At 75.1% G+C, this 14,086-nt stretch carries 17 protein-coding genes; 7 read left to right on the top strand and 10 right to left on the bottom strand.

The features are described 5' to 3' along the window. Positions 1–23: 23 nt before the first annotated feature. Entirely contained in the window at positions 24–980 is a 957-nt protein-coding gene (locus V1J52_RS18230) for an alpha/beta hydrolase (protein WP_330141015.1), read from the bottom strand. A gap of 336 nt (positions 981–1,316) precedes the next feature. On the opposite strand from V1J52_RS18230, the gene V1J52_RS18225 reads away from it, so the two are divergent. After that, positions 1,317–2,081 carry a polysaccharide deacetylase family protein gene (locus V1J52_RS18225; protein WP_330140908.1) on the top strand — a complete coding sequence of 255 codons (765 nt, stop codon included), beginning with the start codon at positions 1,317–1,319 and terminating at the stop codon, positions 2,079–2,081. A 48-nt stretch (positions 2,082–2,129) separates the two neighbouring features. Here V1J52_RS18225 and V1J52_RS18220 read toward each other — a convergent pair whose 3' ends face one another. The 6 genes from V1J52_RS18220 to V1J52_RS18195 form a co-directional block, all read right to left on the bottom strand. Beyond that, positions 2,130–3,050 (bottom strand): 5-oxoprolinase subunit C family protein, encoded by a 921-nt coding sequence (locus V1J52_RS18220; protein ID WP_330140907.1) that lies wholly within the window; start codon positions 3,048–3,050, stop codon positions 2,130–2,132. A gap of 43 nt (positions 3,051–3,093) precedes the next feature. Continuing rightward, positions 3,094–3,735, bottom strand: coding sequence for a 5-oxoprolinase subunit B family protein (locus V1J52_RS18215; RefSeq protein ID WP_330140906.1), 642 nt, complete (start codon positions 3,733–3,735; stop codon positions 3,094–3,096). Positions 3,736–3,761: 26 nt separating this feature from the next. After that, on the bottom strand, positions 3,762–4,523 hold the full coding sequence (locus V1J52_RS18210) for a LamB/YcsF family protein (RefSeq protein WP_330140905.1): 762 nt from the start codon (positions 4,521–4,523) through the stop codon (positions 3,762–3,764). A 141-nt stretch (positions 4,524–4,664) separates the two neighbouring features. Next, positions 4,665–5,123, bottom strand: a complete 459-nt coding sequence (locus V1J52_RS18205; protein ID WP_330140904.1) for an SgcJ/EcaC family oxidoreductase — start codon at positions 5,121–5,123, stop codon at positions 4,665–4,667. Continuing rightward, positions 5,120–6,085 carry a pyridoxamine 5'-phosphate oxidase family protein gene (locus V1J52_RS18200; protein WP_330140903.1) on the bottom strand — a complete coding sequence of 322 codons (966 nt, stop codon included), beginning with the start codon at positions 6,083–6,085 and terminating at the stop codon, positions 5,120–5,122. The genes V1J52_RS18205 and V1J52_RS18200 overlap by 4 nt, the downstream gene beginning before the upstream one ends. 8 nt (positions 6,086–6,093) lie before the next feature. After that, complete coding sequence (locus V1J52_RS18195) at positions 6,094–6,555, bottom strand: VOC family protein (RefSeq protein WP_330140902.1); 462 nt, start codon at positions 6,553–6,555, stop codon at positions 6,094–6,096. Positions 6,556–6,767: 212 nt separating this feature from the next. Between V1J52_RS18195 and V1J52_RS18190 the strand changes: the two genes are divergently transcribed. Beyond that, the gene (locus V1J52_RS18190) at positions 6,768–7,400 is read left to right on the top strand and encodes a CGNR zinc finger domain-containing protein (protein ID WP_330140901.1); all 633 of its coding nucleotides are present in this window, start codon (positions 6,768–6,770) and stop codon (positions 7,398–7,400) included. An 88-nt stretch (positions 7,401–7,488) separates the two neighbouring features. Here the strand turns inward: V1J52_RS18190 and V1J52_RS18185 are convergent, their stop codons facing one another. Beyond that, entirely contained in the window at positions 7,489–8,016 is a 528-nt protein-coding gene (locus tag V1J52_RS18185; RefSeq protein WP_330140900.1) for a GNAT family N-acetyltransferase, read from the bottom strand. A gap of 17 nt (positions 8,017–8,033) precedes the next feature. Beyond that, positions 8,034–8,393, bottom strand: coding sequence for an ArsR/SmtB family transcription factor (locus tag V1J52_RS18180; protein WP_330140899.1), 360 nt, complete (start codon positions 8,391–8,393; stop codon positions 8,034–8,036). A 181-nt stretch (positions 8,394–8,574) separates the two neighbouring features. On the opposite strand from V1J52_RS18180, the gene V1J52_RS18175 reads away from it, so the two are divergent. Next, positions 8,575–9,918 (top strand): NAD(P)-binding domain-containing protein, encoded by a 1,344-nt coding sequence (locus tag V1J52_RS18175; RefSeq protein ID WP_330140898.1) that lies wholly within the window; start codon positions 8,575–8,577, stop codon positions 9,916–9,918. Positions 9,919–10,114: 196 nt separating this feature from the next. Here V1J52_RS18175 and V1J52_RS18170 read toward each other — a convergent pair whose 3' ends face one another. Next, positions 10,115–10,528, bottom strand: coding sequence for an arsenate reductase ArsC (locus V1J52_RS18170; RefSeq protein ID WP_330140897.1), 414 nt, complete (start codon positions 10,526–10,528; stop codon positions 10,115–10,117). Positions 10,529–10,652: 124 nt separating this feature from the next. Between V1J52_RS18170 and V1J52_RS18165 the strand changes: the two genes are divergently transcribed. The 4 genes from V1J52_RS18165 to V1J52_RS18150 all read left to right on the top strand — a co-directional run bounded on the left by V1J52_RS18165 (position 10,653) and on the right by V1J52_RS18150 (position 14,043). Further along, a complete protein-coding gene (locus V1J52_RS18165; protein WP_330140896.1) occupies positions 10,653–10,967 on the top strand; it encodes an ArsR/SmtB family transcription factor in 315 nt (104 codons plus the stop codon). Continuing rightward, a complete protein-coding gene (arsB, locus tag V1J52_RS18160; protein WP_330140895.1) occupies positions 10,964–12,091 on the top strand; it encodes an ACR3 family arsenite efflux transporter in 1,128 nt (375 codons plus the stop codon). Before V1J52_RS18165 ends, arsB begins: the two co-directional genes overlap by 4 nt. Before the next feature lie 117 nt (positions 12,092–12,208). Beyond that, positions 12,209–12,946, top strand: a complete 738-nt coding sequence (locus tag V1J52_RS18155) for a GntR family transcriptional regulator (RefSeq protein ID WP_330140894.1) — start codon at positions 12,209–12,211, stop codon at positions 12,944–12,946. Positions 12,947–13,920: 974 nt separating this feature from the next. Continuing rightward, positions 13,921–14,043 (top strand): hypothetical protein, encoded by a 123-nt coding sequence (locus tag V1J52_RS18150; protein ID WP_330140893.1) that lies wholly within the window; start codon positions 13,921–13,923, stop codon positions 14,041–14,043. Positions 14,044–14,086 lie beyond the last annotated feature (43 nt).

The raw sequence follows: 14,086 nt of genomic DNA, 5'->3' as shown, positions 1-14,086 counted from the left end.
CGGTCCCGGCGGCGGGTGAGCGCTCACCGCCACAGCGCCCCGCGCAGCGCCGCGACCGCCTCGGCCGTCGCGCGCCGGATGACGCCCGCGTACCCCACGGCCCAGGCGCCGTGGAACGCCCCGGGGACGACCCGCAGCCGGGTGGGCACGGCGGCGGCCCGCAGGGCGCGGGCGTAGGCGACGCCCTCGTCCCGCAGCGGGTCCAGCTCCATGACCGAGACGTAGGCGGGCGGCAGTCCGGACAGCTCCGCCCCGGCGGCCCGCGCCGGGGCCGCGTACGCGGGGACGCCCGCCGTCCCGCGCACCCCCCGGCCCAGGTAGGCGTCCCAGCTGAGGCGGGCGTTGTAACGGTTCCACACGGGCGTGTCGGTGAACAGCCGGGCGCTCGGCGTCTCCAGCCGGTCGTCCAGCGCGGGGCTGCACAGGTGCTGGAAGCAGACGGCGGGTCCGCCGCGGTCCCGGGCGAGCAGGGTCAGCGCGGCGGCCAGTCCGCCTCCGGCGCTGTCGCCCCACAGGGCGATCCGGTCCGGCCGCACGCCAAGGCCGCCCGCGTCCGCCGCGAGCCACCGCAGTCCGGCGTAGCAGTCCTCCAGGGGCGCGGGGTGGGGGTGTTCGGGCGCCAGCCGGTAGTCCACGGACACCACCAGCGCGGCCAGCTCCCGGCACAGCAGCAGGTTCCAGTCGTGGTCGGCGTCCGGTGAGCCCAGGACGAAGCCGCCGCCGTGGATGCCGTAGACCGCCGGGAGCGGCCCCGGCGCCCCTTCCGGACGGTAGACCCGCAGCCGCACGGCGGGCGCCCCGCCGCCCGGGCCGGGCGCCAGGACCTCCGTGACCGCCACCCCGGCGGTGTCCGCCGCCGCCACCGCGGCGAGCTGCTCCGCCTGCGCGGCGCGGGCGGCGGCCACGTCGGTGATGTCGACCTCCGGCATCAACGGGAGGGCGGCGGCCAGTTCGGGGTCGAACCGGTGGCGCGAGAGCATGTCCGTCCTCCGGTCCTCGGCGGCGTGGCGGGCGTGGTGAGACGGTGTCACGGGCACCCTGCCGCGTCATCAGACGTGCGTCGGGGAAAGGGCGGCCCCGGCCAGACGTCCGCACGTCCTCACACCGACTTCCGGCGCCCAGTGCCCCCTTCCCGTACCGCCCGCACCCCCGGTGACCAGCACGGACACCGCACCGAGCACGCCGTGGACGGCCCTTGACGGCGACGCGCGGGCTCCCTACCGTCTCCCTGTCCCGATCGGAAACCCGTCCGAAAGTTTCAGCTTCGGCCGCATCCGGCAGGGCCCGACCGTCCGCCCGTCCGGAAGGGGACCGCGTTGTCCACGCCCACCCGCACCACCGAGAAGGCCGCCCCCGCCGGGGCGCGCTCCCGCCGGCTGCGGCGCCTCGCCCTGCCCCTGCTGCTCTCCGGCGGCATGTGCCTGGGCGCCGTGACCGCGCCGGCGGCGGCCGGGAGCGCACACCCGGGGACCGGGATCGTCGACTCCACCCGGCACGGCGGCAAGGCCCTCGCCCTCACCTTCGACGACGGCCCCCACCCCACCGAAACGCCGCGCCTGCTGGAGGTGCTGCGCAGGCACCGTGTCACCGCCGTCTTCTGCCTGTGGGGCGACCACGTCAAGGAGCACCCCCGGATCGTGCGGGCGATCGTCGCGGGCGGCCACACCCTGTGCAACCACACCATGCACCACGACGACATGGCCGACTGGTCCCCCGAGGACGTCCGCGCCGACCTGACGGAGACCAGCGCCGAGATTCGCCGCGCCGTGCCCGGCGCCCGCATCCCCTACTTCCGTGCTCCCTACGGCAGCTGGGGCAAGACTCCGCAGGTGGCGGCGAGCCTGGGCATGCAGCCGCTGGGCTGGCGCCTGGCGGTCGGCGACTGGGAGCCGCCGGGCACGGACGAACTGGTCCGCCGCATCGAGGAGGGCGTCACGCCCGGGGCAGTCGTCCTCCTGCACGACGGTGGCGGCAACCGCGAGCAGACCGTCGAAGCCGTCGACCGGATCATCCCCCGGCTCCGTGCCGAAGGCTGGCACTTCCACCACCCCGCCCGCCACAGCCGACCCCCACACGCCTGACGCCCGTGTCGTCCCTCCTCCGTCGTCAGCGTTGAGCCGTGCGGCGGGTCAGGTGGTGGGGGTGAAGCGGACCGGGGTGCCCGGGGGAGCCTGGGCGGCGGCGGCGAGGGCCCGCTCGGGGACGACGCCGATCACCGGGTATCCGCCGGTCACGGGGTGGTCGGCGAGGAATACGAGCGGGCGTCCCTCGGACGGCACCTGGACGGCGCCGAGTACCACGCCCTCGCTGGGCAGTTCACCGCCGCGGGCCCGTTCCAGCACCGGGCCGTCCAGCCGGAGGCCGACGCGGTTGCTCGCGGCGGACACCCGGTAGCCGCCGGCGGCCAGGACGCGCGGGGCGTCCGGGATGAACCAGTCGGCGCGGGGCCCGGGGACCAGCGGCAGCACCAGTTCGTCCGGCGGCGCGGCCCACGGTGCCGCGTCCACGGCGGCGGGCGGCCGCACCGCGTCCGTGGCACCCGGACCGGTGGCGCGCGGGCTGGTGGCGCATGGGCCGGGGCCGAGTGGCAGCACGTCGCCGTCCCGGAGCGGGGGCGGACCCAGCCCGGAGAGCAGGTCGGTGGCGCGGCTGCCGAGCACGGGCTCGGCGGCGACGCCGCCCGCGAAGCCGAGGTAGCTGCGCAGTCCGTGCGTGGCGGCGCCGACGTCCAGCACGGCGCCCGGGGCCAGGCGGAACGGCACGCCCCACGGCGCGGGCCGCCCGTCGGCCGTCACCGGGCAGGGCGCGCCCGTCACCACGGCGACGGCGGGGACGCGGGCGCGTACGGCACAGCCGTTCAGCGTGGTCTCCAGCGTGGCGGCCGTGCGGGGGTTGCCGAGCAGGCGGTTCGCCAGCCGGTGCGCGGGAGCGTCCAGGGCCCCGGAGGGCGGGACGCCGAGGTGGGCGTGACCGGGGCGGCCCAGGTCCTGGACGGTGGTGAGCGCACCGGCGCGCACGACCTCCAGCGCACGGCCCGTGGACGTCCGCACGGTCCGCCCCGTCGGCGTCCGCCCCGTCACCGCGTCCGCCCCGTCACGGCGCCTGCTCGGCGAGGAACCGCACCCGGGTGCCCGGGGCGAGCAGCGCGGCGGGCGTGCGGTGCGGGTCCCAGAGCACGGTGCGCCGTGCGGTGCCGATGAGCTGCCAGCCGCCCGGCGACGAGCGGGGGTAGACGCCGGTGTAGGGGCCCGCGAGGCCGACTGCCCCGGCGGGCACCCGGGTGCGGGGGCGGGAGCGGCGCGGCACGTGGTACCGCTCGTCCAGCCCGGTGAGGTAGCCGAACCCGGGAGCGAACCCGCAGAAGGCCACCCGGAACTCCGTGGCCGCGTGCAGCCGTGCGGCCTCCCCGGGCGTGACGCCCCACAGCGCCGCGACCTCCGGCAGGTCGGCGCCGTCGTAGCGGACCGGGATCTCGACGACCGGTTCCGCGGCCCCGGCCACCGGGGGAACGTCCCAGTGCGGCAGCTCGGCGGCCAGCCCGTCCCGGTCCGGCACGCCGTCGAGCAGGACGGTGCGGGCGCCGGGCACGACGTCCCGCACGGGCGGCAGCAGCCCGGCGGCACGGCGGCGCAGCAGTTCCACGTGAAACATGTCCTTCGCGTCGCCCGCCGCCTTCGCGTCGGTGGCGTCGAACTCGACCAGCAGCGCGTCCCGCCCGACCGGCAGGACGGTCATCGGGACACCGCCCCCGGCCGGGGCCGTCACGCGAACGCCCCGACGGTGACGCCCGCGGCCTCCAGCCCGTCGCGCACCGCACGGGCCAGGGCGGTGGCGCCGGGGGTGTCGCCGTGCAGGCACAGCGAACGGGCCCGCAGCCGCAGCGGACGTCCGTCCACGGTGCGCACCTCGCCGTCCCGGGCGAGGCCGACCGCACGCGCCACCACGGCCTCCGCGTCGCTGACCAGGGCACCCGGTTCCCCGCGCGGCACCAGCGTGCCGTCCGCCCGGTAGCCGCGGTCGGCGAACGCCTCCGTCACGACGGGCAGTCCGGCCGCCGACGCCGCCTCGTGCAGCGCCGAGCGCGGCAGTCCGAGCACGGGCAGGCCGCCGCCCGCCAGCCGGACGCCCTCGACGACGGCCGCGGCCTGGACGGGGTCGCGGGCGGCCCGGTGGTAGAGGGCGCCGTGCGGCTTGACGTAGGCGACGGGCGCACCGGCCGCACGGGCGAAGACGTCCAGCGCACCGATCTGGTAGGCGACCTCGGCGGCCAGCTCCGGTGCCGGGACGTCCATGGCGCGGCGCCCGAAGCCCGCCAGGTCCCGGTAGGAGATCTGGGCGCCCACCCGCACCCCGCGCTCCGCGGCCAGCGCGCAGACGCGACGCATCGTGGCGGGGTCGCCCGCGTGGAAGCCGCAGGCGACGTTGGCGCTGGTCACGGAGGCCAGGAGGGCTTCGTCGTCGGTGAGGGACCACCGTCCGAAGCCTTCGCCGAGGTCGGCGTTGAGATCGATCACGCGCACCATCCAACGGGCGGGCGGACCCGCGCCCGGCGGCGCGGACCGGGCCCCCGCGGGGCGGTCCGGGGTCGGCGGGGCGGTCCGGGGGCCGTCAGATTACCGCAGCGGGAGGCGGTGGGGACGGCCCGCGGACCGCACCGGGCCGGGTCAGCGCAGGGGCAGGGGGACGCCGTGCTCTGCGGCGGGCCGGGGGCCGGAGAGGCTCCGGTCGCTCTCGGCGATCGGGATGTCGTTGATGCTCGCCTCGCGGCGGCGCATGAGGCCGCGCTCGTCGAACTCCCACAGTTCGTTGCCGTAGGCCCGCCACCACTGACCATCGGTGTCGCGGCACTCGTAGCGGAACCGCACCGCGACGCGGTCGCCGTGGAAGGCCCACAGGTCCTTGCGCAGCGCGTAGTCCAGTTCGCGGCGCCACTTCTCCCGCAGGAACGCGGCGATCTCCTCGCGTCCCCGGACGAAGGTGCCGCGGTTCCGCCACTCCGAGTCCTCGGTGTAGGCGAGGGCGACGCGTTCGGGGTCCCGGGTGTTCCAGGCGTCCTCGGCCGCCTGGACCTTCTGCCGGGCGGTGTCCTCGTCGAAGGGCGGAACGGGCGGTCGTACGGTCATGGGCCGGTCCTTCCTGGGGCTGCTGCCGGGGGGTTGTGGCGGGAGGGCTCCGGCGCGCTCCAGCGCAGCGGGCTCCCACCGGGGTTCTCGGCGACTTCGGTGACGGTGAACTCCACCAGCCGCTCCGCGCCGGGCACCGCGGCGGCGCGGCCGGAGTCCCAGTCGGTGCGGGCGGTGCCGGTGAGGTGGAGGAGCGTGCCGGTGGACCAGTCGGGGAAGAGGAGCCCGGCCGACGGGTTGACCTCCAGGTTGCCGAGCGTGTTGAACATGGCGTTCCCCGCGTAGTCGGGCCAGCGCAGCGTGGTGGGCGAGAGCACCTCGACGAAGCCCGGCAGGCCGCCGCGGTGCGAGGCGTCGGCGTGGCCGTCCGCGTCCGCCGTGGCGACGAAGAAGGTGTCCGCACCCGCGATCAGCTCCCGCTGCCGGGCGGTGAGCGCGGACGCGCGCAGGGCCCGTCCCGCACCGTCCGCCGGGGCCGCCGTCTCCCGCCGGACCACCTCGCGGCCCTGGATGTGCCGGGGACAGTTCGCGTAGACCTGTTCGAGCCGGAGGCGCAGCCCGTACCCGGTGGGCTCCGCGAGGCCGTTCATCCGCATCCGGCGCCGGGTGGCGGGCTCGACGGCGATCGCGCCGACGGGCACCGGGGGCGTGCCCGGCCCGGGGGTGGCGCCCTCGGTGAGCCGTTCCCGCAGCGGGTCACCCGGCGGCGGTGCGGCGGCCACGGTGACGGTGGACGCGTCCTCCGTCCGCACGAAGCCCTCGCGCCCGGTGAGCGGGGTGGCCCACATCCGGCCGGCCGGGTCGGCCGCACCGAGCACCAGCATCACCTGCCGGTGCAGGAACTCCCGTGCCGCGTCGGGCATCCGGGTGCGGACGGCGCGCCCGGAGTGCCCGCCCTGGAGGCGGGCGCCCGCACGCGTCTGGGCGGCCAGCTCACCCGGGTGGTAGACGTCGGTGGTCACCGCGCGGCTCAGAAGAAGCCGCAGGTGGGGGCGGCACCGCTGGGCGCGGGCGCGGTGTCGGCTCCGGAGGGCGCGTAGATCTCCAGGCGGATGCCGTCCGGGTCGAGGAAGAAGATCCCGCCGGAGGAAACGCCCTCGCCGTGCGGGACGACGCCGTCGTACCGGAACTCGGCGCCCAGCTCCCGCAGCAGCCGTTCGGCGGCCTCGACCTCCTCGATGGCCCCCACCTCGAACGACAGGTGGTGCAGGCCCGCGGTGGCGGCGGAGAACCCGGCGTCGCCCTGCTGCCACAGCGTCAGGACGAGACGCCCGTCCCGGCCGAGGAACGCCCAGCGCCGTGCCTCGTCCTTCCCCTCGGCCTGGAGCTGAAGTCCGAGGACGCGGGTGTAGAAGGGCAGTGACCGTTCCAGATCGGTCACGTTCAGGCCGATGTGTCCGGTCTGCGGGGCGAGGGTGGCCGGTGCGGACATGGCGGGCTCCTGGGAGTCGGCGGGGCAGGGGGCGGCGGGGTGCGCGGCGGGAACCGCGTACCTAACCTTCAAAATGAACTTAGTCAGTTAGACAGTGGATGGTCAACCGCCAAACCCGTGTTCGGTGGATAGACTTGACCCGGACAGCCCAGCCCCCGCCCCGACCGCGACACCGGCACCGCCCGTTCCGCCCGCTCCGAGGAGCCCATCGCGTGCCCCCCAGCACCACCCGGCCCGCAGCCGAGGACCCTCGCCCCCTCACCGGCGAACCGCTCTCGCTCGACCTGCTCAACACCCGGTGGATCGACGCCGACGGCCCCCACGACCTGCTCGGCACCCTCGAAGGGCTCGCCGTCTGGCTGCGCTCGGCCGGGCTCGCCGACCAGTCGGCCGCCGACCGGCCGACACTGGACGCCCTCCTGCACACCCGCGACGCGCTGCTCGCCCTCGTCGACGACCAGCCCACGACCGAAGCCGCCAGCGCCCTCAACGACGTCCTCGCCCACGGCTCCGTCCACCACCGGCTCGGCCCCGACGGCCCCGAGACCCACCCCCGGGCGGAGCCGCCCCACTGGCTCCCCGCCTGGCTCGCCGCCGCCGACTACCTGACGCTCCTGGACACCGCGCCGCAGCGCGTCAAGGGCTGCGCCAACCCCCGCTGCGTCCTGCACTACTACGACACGACCAAGAACGGCGGCAGGCGCTGGTGCTCCATGGCCGTCTGCGGCAACCGCGCCAAGGCCGCGTCCCACTACGCCCGCGCCCGGCCCCGACCCGCCCCGCGGTCCGCTCCGCGAGCCGGATCGGCCGGGGAAGAGCCGGGGGCACCGGGAACGGGCTCCTGACCGGGCGCAGGACACCGCGCCGGACACCGCGCAGGCCGCTCACGCCGCACGTCCGCGCCTGGCACCCCGCGCCGCGAGCGGCCGCGGCTCACCCGACGACGGGGCTGCGGCGCTCGATCAGGAGGACGTCGCGCCACACCCCCCGGTGCCGCCCCACGCGTTCGCGGGTGCCGATGACGCGGAACCCGGCACGCCGGTGGACGGTGAGGCTGGCGGTGTTCTCCGGGAAGACTCCGGCCTGCACGGTCCAGATCCCGGCGGCCTCGGTGGAGGCGATCAGGGCCCGCAGCAGCGCGGTGGCGATCCCGCGCCCCCGGGCGGCGGGGTGGACGTACACCGAGTGCTCGACCACTCCGGCGTAGGCGGGCCGACGGGAGACCGCGGCGGCGGCCACCCACCCCAGCACCGCCCCGTCACCGCTCCCCGGCCCGTCCAAGGCGACGAAGCGGTGCCCGGGCAGCCTGGCGGCGTCGAACGCCTCCCAGGCCGGGGCGGACGTCTCGAAGGTGGCGTCGCCCTCGTCGATGCCCGCCTGGTAGACGGCGAGCACCCCGGCCGCGTGCCGGGCCGTCAGCGGCACGACCACCGGCTCCGGCCGCGCGCCACCACCGGTCACCGTCCTCCGCCCCCCGCTCAGGACGCGGCGGTGGTGAGGAGGCCGCCCATCGCGGCCAGCACCGAGGGCTCGACGCGGTAGTACACCCAGGTGCCGCGCCGCTCGGAGGCGAGCAGTCCGGCCTCCCTGAGCTTCTTCAGGTGGTGGCTGACCGTCGGCTGGGAGACGCCGACGTCCGGGATGTCGCACACGCACACCTCACCGCCCGGGTGCGAGGCGACGGCGGAGAACAGCCGCAGCCGGACGGGATCGCCGAGCGCCTTGAACATCACGGCCGTCCGCACGGCCTCCTCGGCCGTCAGCGGACGCTCGTTCAGCGGCGGGCAGCACGGAACGGTGTCCGGGGCCAGCACCGGGAGCGTCTTCACCTTCGCCATACCCCTAGTTTGACATACGTCGAACTCGTGCGGGGTGGCCACACGTGGTGGCCGACGCCGGAGCCGGCGACCTTCTGATTCGACCTAGGTCGATGTTGACACTCATCGAATCAAGCAGGATGCTTGGCGGCACAAGCCATCGACAGACGTCGAAGCAACGACGTCGCGCCAGGGAGTCACCGTGAACACGCCCGCCACCGCCGCCCTGCCCGTCGCCGTGATCGGAGCCGGACCCGTCGGCCTGGCCGCAGCCGCCCGCCTCCTGGAACGCGGCATCGAACCGCTGGTGCTGGAGTCCGGCGCGCGGGCGGGCACGGCGGTGCGGGAGTGGGGGCACGTGCGCCTGTTCTCCCCGTGGGCGGAAGTCGTCGACCCGGCGGCCGAGAAGCTGCTGGCCCCCACCGGCTGGGTACGGCCCGACGACGCGGCCTACCCCTCGGGCGCCGACTGGGCGCAGCGGTACCTCCAGCCCCTCGCGGACGCGCTCGGCACCCGCGTGCGTTACGGCGCCACCGTCACCGGCGTCGCCCGCGCCGGGCGCGACCGCGTCGTGGACGCCGACCGGGACGCCCAGCCGTTCACCGTCCAGCTCACCACCGCCGACGGGCGCGAGGAACGCCTGGCCGCCCGCGCCGTCATCGACGCCTCCGGCACCTGGACGACGCCGAACCCGCTCGGCGGCGACGGGCTCCCCGCACTCGGCGAACGCGCCGCCGCCGCCCGCGTCACCTACCGCGTCCCCGACCTGCGCGACCCCGCCCAGCGCGCCCGCTACGCCGGGAAGCGCACCGCCGTCGTCGGCACCGGCGCGTCCGCCTTCACCGCCCTCGCCCTGCTCGCCGAACTGGCCGCCGCCCAACCGGACACCCACGCGGTGTGGGTCCTGCGCCGCGGCATCGGCGCCGCCACCTTCGGCGGCGGCGACGCCGACCAGCTCCCCGCCCGCGGCGCGCTCGGCCTGCGCGCCAAGGCCGCCGTCGAGGCCGGACACGCCTCGGCCGTCACCGGCTTCCGCGCCGAGGCCGTCGAGCCGGACGGCGGCCGGCTGGTGCTCGTGGCCGAGGACGGCCGCCGCACGGAACCCGTGGACGAGGTCATCGTCCTCACCGGCTTCCGCCCCGACCTCTCCTTCCTCACCGAACTCCGCCTCGGCCTCGACGACCGCCTCCAGGCCCCCGTCGCGCTCGCCCCGCTCATCGACCCCAACGTCCACTCCTGCGGGACCGTCTACCCGCACGGCGTGCGCGAACTGTCCCACCCCGAACAGGGCGTGCACCTCGTCGGTATGAAGTCCTACGGCCGCGCCCCCACCTTCCTCGCCCTCACCGGCTACGAGCAGGTCCGCTCCGTCGCCGCCGCCCTCGCCGGTGACACCGAGGCGGCCGGACGCGTCGAACTCACCCTGCCCGAGACCGGGGTCTGCGGCGGCGCGGGCCTCTTCGACGCCCCGGCGGCGGCCGAGGCCGACGGCGGCGGCTGCTGCGCCTCCCCCGCCTCCGGGGCCGCCCCTACGGGCGCCTGCTGAACCCGCGCCCGAGCACACCCCGCGGGGCCGCGACCGGAACAGGGGACCGGTCGCGGCCCCGGCCCGTCCCGGCAGCGGGCCCGGGCACCTCGACACCCCGCAACACCACACGCTCGTCCACGCCGCGCAGCCTGTCACCGCCCGCTGACAGCCACCGGTGGCCACCGGCCGCCCGCCCGGCCTCCGCCCGGAACGCTCACCGCGCCGCCCCGGGGGCGATCTCGGCGATCAGGCCCTCGATCCGCGCCCGGATCTCGTCGCGGATGGGCCGCACGGCGGCGACGCCCTGGCCCGCCGGGTCGTCCAGCGTCCAGTCCAGGTAGCGCTTGCCGGGGAAGACGGGGCAGGCGTCGCCGCAGCCCATGGTGATGACGACGTCCGACGCCCGCACCGCGTCCACGGTGAGGACCTTCGGCGTCTGCGCGGACATGTCGACGCCCACCTCCCGCATCGCCTCGACGGCGGCCGGGTTGACCTGCCCGGCCGGGGCGGACCCGGCCGAGCGGACCTCCACCCGGTCCCCGGCGAGGTGGGTCAGCCAGGCGGCGGCCATCTGGGAGCGGCCCGCGTTGTGGACGCACACGAAGAGGACGGACGGCTTCTCGGACATCAGGGCCCCTCTGGTTTCACGTTCGGTCTGACGGCTCTGGCTCTGGCTCTGGCTCTCACGGCGACGCTCGTCCCGGACGGCACCCGGTTGGCATCAGCCCCGCCTGACGTGAAAGTATCAGCCCATGATGACGTCAGTCGAAGCTGACCTCCTGCGCGTGGTCGCCGACCCGCTCAGGCTCAGGATCGTGACCCTCCTCGCCGAGGAGACGCTGTGCACCACGCACCTGGTCGAGGAGACCGGCGCGCGGCAGACCAACCTCTCCAACCACCTGCGCGTGCTGCGCGAGGCGGGCGTGGTCGAGACCGAGCCCTGCGGGCGCTTCACCTACTACAAGCTGCGCCCCGAGGTCATCGACGCCCTGGCCGCCTCCTTCGCCGGGCTGGCCGACACCGCCCGCGCCACCCTCGACACCGACCGGAAGAGGCCCTGCCCGTGAGCACCACGGACCCCGGAACGACCGCCCCGGCCACCCCTGACAGCCCGGACGGCCCGGCCGTCGTCGCCAGGCTCTCCACCCTCGACCGCTTCCTCGCCGTGTGGATCGTCCTCGCCATGGCCGTCGGCCTCGGCCTGGGCCGCGTCGTCCCCGGCATGGGGGACGCGCTGGCGGAGCTGGAGGTCGGCGGGATCTCGCTGCCCATCGCACTCGGGCTGCTGGTCATGATGTACCCGGTGCTGGCGAAGGTCCGCTACGACAAGCTGGACGCCGTAACCGGCGACCGGAAGCTGATGGTCAGCTCCCTGGCGGTCAACTGGCTCATCGGCCCCGCCGTGATGTTCGCGCTGGCGTGGACCTTCCTGCCCGACCTGCCCGAGTACCGCACCGGCCTCATCATCGTCGGCCTCGCCCGCTGCATCGCCATGGTGATCATCTGGAACGACCTCGCCTGCGGCGACCGCGAGGCGGCGGCCGTCCTCGTCGCCCTCAACTCCGTCTTCCAGGTCCTGGCGTTCGGCCTGCTCGGCTGGTTCTACCTCGATCTGCTGCCCGGCTGGCTGGGCCTGGGCGACGGCGAGCGGCTGGACATCTCGATGTGGACGATCGCGGTCAACGTCGTCATCTTCCTCGGCGTCCCGCTGCTGGCGGGCTTCCTCACCCGGCGCCTGGGCGAGCGGAGGATGGGGCGCGAGCGCTACGAGTCGCGGTTCCTGCCGAGGATCGGCCCCTGGGCCCTGTACGGCCTGCTGTTCACGATCGTCATCCTCTTCGCCCTCCAGGGGAAGACGATCACCTCCCAGCCCCTCGACGTCGCCCGGATCGCCCTGCCGCTGCTGGTGTACTTCGCGGTGATGTGGTTCGGCACCTTCGCCCTCGGCAAGGCCATCGGCCTCGCCTACGACCGCACCGCGACGCTCGCGTTCACCGCCGCGGGCAACAACTTCGAACTGGCCATCGCCGTGGCCATCGGCGCCTTCGGCGTCACCTCCGGCGAGGCCCTCTCCGGCGTCGTCGGCCCCCTGATCGAGGTCCCCGTCCTGGTCGCCCTGGTCTACGTCTCCCTGGCCTGGCGCCGGAAGTTCCGCCCACCCCAACCCACCCACAGGCCCCCGGCGCAGTGAATCGCCCTCGTCCACATCATCCAGCTACGCGACCCCAGACAGCTTTCACGCGAACCGGGCCTGGAACTGCTGTGCCAAGGTGGAAGGGAAGCACCCCAGGGAAGTGAGAGGCCGTTGATGGCTGAGAGTGCCAGGCAGATCGCCAGCGAACTGCGGGAGCGTATCCAGTCCGGCGAGCTGGCTCCCGGAACTCGGCTTCCCGGCGAACCGGCGCTGGTGCGGGAGTACGGCGTGGCCAAGGAGACCGCTCGCCGGGCGCTCACTCTGCTGGTCACCGAAGGACTGGCGGTCCGCCGACGGGGCAGCGGGACGTACGTGCGGGAGTTCCGGCCGATCCGGCGGGTCGCCAACCACCGTCTGACCCAGGAAGGCTGGAGCACCGGACGGTCGATCTGGGCGGCCGACCTCGGTGAGCGACCGCTGTCGGTCACCAGCCTCACCGTCCGTGAGACGGCCGCCCCCGATCACGTGGCGCGCGGGCTGGACCTGCCCGAGGGCGCTCCGGTCGTGGTCCGTGACCGCGTGTTCGTGGTGGAGGGCGAGCCGGTCCAGGCCGCCACCTCCTACCTGCCGGCCGAGCTGGTACGCGACACCGCCATCACCCGGACCGACACCGGCCCCGGCGGCACCTACGCGCGCCTGGCGGAGCTGGGGCTGGAGCCCGTCCGCTTCGTCGAGGAGCTGCGGGCCCGCATGCCCAGCCAGACCGAGGCCGAGCGACTGCACCTCGGGGAGGGGACGCCGGTGGTGGAGATCTGGCGCACCGCGTACACCGAGGACGGCCGCGCCGTCGAGATGAACCGGATGCTTCTGGACGCAGGCGTCTACGTCATGGAGTACCACCTCGACAGCTAGAACCGGCCCGCGTCCGCCCCAGGGAGCCCGCCTCAAACGGGCTCCCTTTTCGGTTTCGCAGCCCCGGGTGATTGATCCTCCCTAGGGAGATCTCCTGTAAATGTCCCTAGGGACATCACCGCGTCCCGTGGCTCCCCTTGGCGCTGCGCAGAACACGCGCACGCCTCCGGAGCCTGCGGTCCGCCGGGCGGCCCAGACCAGAAGGCCGTATCCCCGGGCGCCTGAACGAGGAACACCACCGACAAACGGTCCTCTGCGACGACCGCGAACTCTTGTGCCGCACCTTGGCACGCTACGGCCGATTGCCCCTGCGCCCATCCGTCACCACGGCCTACCGGCGGGGCTGAATGAGCCGGAATGACCGCTCCTACGAAGACCTGCCGCCCGGAGAGGCGACTCCGGGCGGCGCCATACAGGCACCCGAACTGGAGGCTTCTGTGCGTACGAGTCCGACAGCCAGTGAGCACGACACGCCGACCCGCGATGACGTCCGGCCATCCGGCACCCGGCTGAGCACGGTGCCCTACATCGCCTCGTGGAGTCAGGAGAAGCTGCGCCGTCCGCCGGTCGTCCGGCGGGCGGGGGCGGACGGTGAAGGAGTCGGATACCTCGGAGAAACGACGTACGACCGGGACGGGCACGGGGTGTTGTGGGTGCGTCAGTCCCTCGCACCGGGCAAGGGCAAGCCGCAGTACCAGTTGGTGCACGCGCTGCGCCAGCGGCGGGCGGTGCGACGCATGCTCTGCCAGGTGTGCGGCAGGCCCACGCCACAGGCCGGGCCCCGCCTCTTCGTGCTGCGGGATGTCGGCCGCCCGATCGAGGAATGGGAACGGACCACGGCTCCGCCGGTGTGCGCGCCGTGCGCCCGTCTCTCAGTGCGGGAGTGTCCACGGCTACGCGAAGGACATGCCGCCGCACTGGTCGGTCGAGCCATCGTGTGGGGCGTCGCCGGGGTCCTCCACCATCCGGCCACGTTGGCACCCGTCACCGCCTCCTTGGAAGAGGTGGCCTACGACCACCCCGCAATCCGCTGGGTCGTAGCCCACCGCCAGGTCCTCACGCTGCACGACTGCACCCCCGTGGCCCTCCCCGCGTAGCCCACGGTCAGCCGCAACGTCATCGTCGACCCCGGACGTGGAC

The sequence above is a fragment of the Streptomyces solitudinis genome (assembly GCF_036323765.1).
Classification (GTDB): domain Bacteria; phylum Actinomycetota; class Actinomycetes; order Streptomycetales; family Streptomycetaceae; genus Streptomyces.
The sequence above is the reverse complement of the archived record's forward strand: the minus strand, read 5'-3'. Positions and strand labels throughout refer to the sequence as shown.

Coding starts and splice junctions, on each gene's coding strand:
- V1J52_RS18170 (WP_330140897.1), bottom strand. CDS start 10,528: ATGTCCGAGAAGCCGTCCGTCCTCTTCGTGTGCGTCCACAACGCGGGC.
- V1J52_RS18205 (WP_330140904.1), bottom strand. CDS start 5,123: ATGACCGTACGACCGCCCGTTCCGCCCTTCGACGAGGACACCGCCCGG.
- V1J52_RS18165 (WP_330140896.1), top strand. CDS start 10,653: ATGATGACGTCAGTCGAAGCTGACCTCCTGCGCGTGGTCGCCGACCCG.
- V1J52_RS18215 (WP_330140906.1), bottom strand. CDS start 3,735: ATGACCGTCCTGCCGGTCGGGCGGGACGCGCTGCTGGTCGAGTTCGAC.
- V1J52_RS18230 (WP_330141015.1), bottom strand. CDS start 980: ATGCTCTCGCGCCACCGGTTCGACCCCGAACTGGCCGCCGCCCTCCCG.
- V1J52_RS18155 (WP_330140894.1), top strand. CDS start 12,209: ATGGCTGAGAGTGCCAGGCAGATCGCCAGCGAACTGCGGGAGCGTATC.
- V1J52_RS18195 (WP_330140902.1), bottom strand. CDS start 6,555: ATGTCCGCACCGGCCACCCTCGCCCCGCAGACCGGACACATCGGCCTG.
- V1J52_RS18180 (WP_330140899.1), bottom strand. CDS start 8,393: ATGGCGAAGGTGAAGACGCTCCCGGTGCTGGCCCCGGACACCGTTCCG.
- V1J52_RS18210 (WP_330140905.1), bottom strand. CDS start 4,523: ATGGTGCGCGTGATCGATCTCAACGCCGACCTCGGCGAAGGCTTCGGA.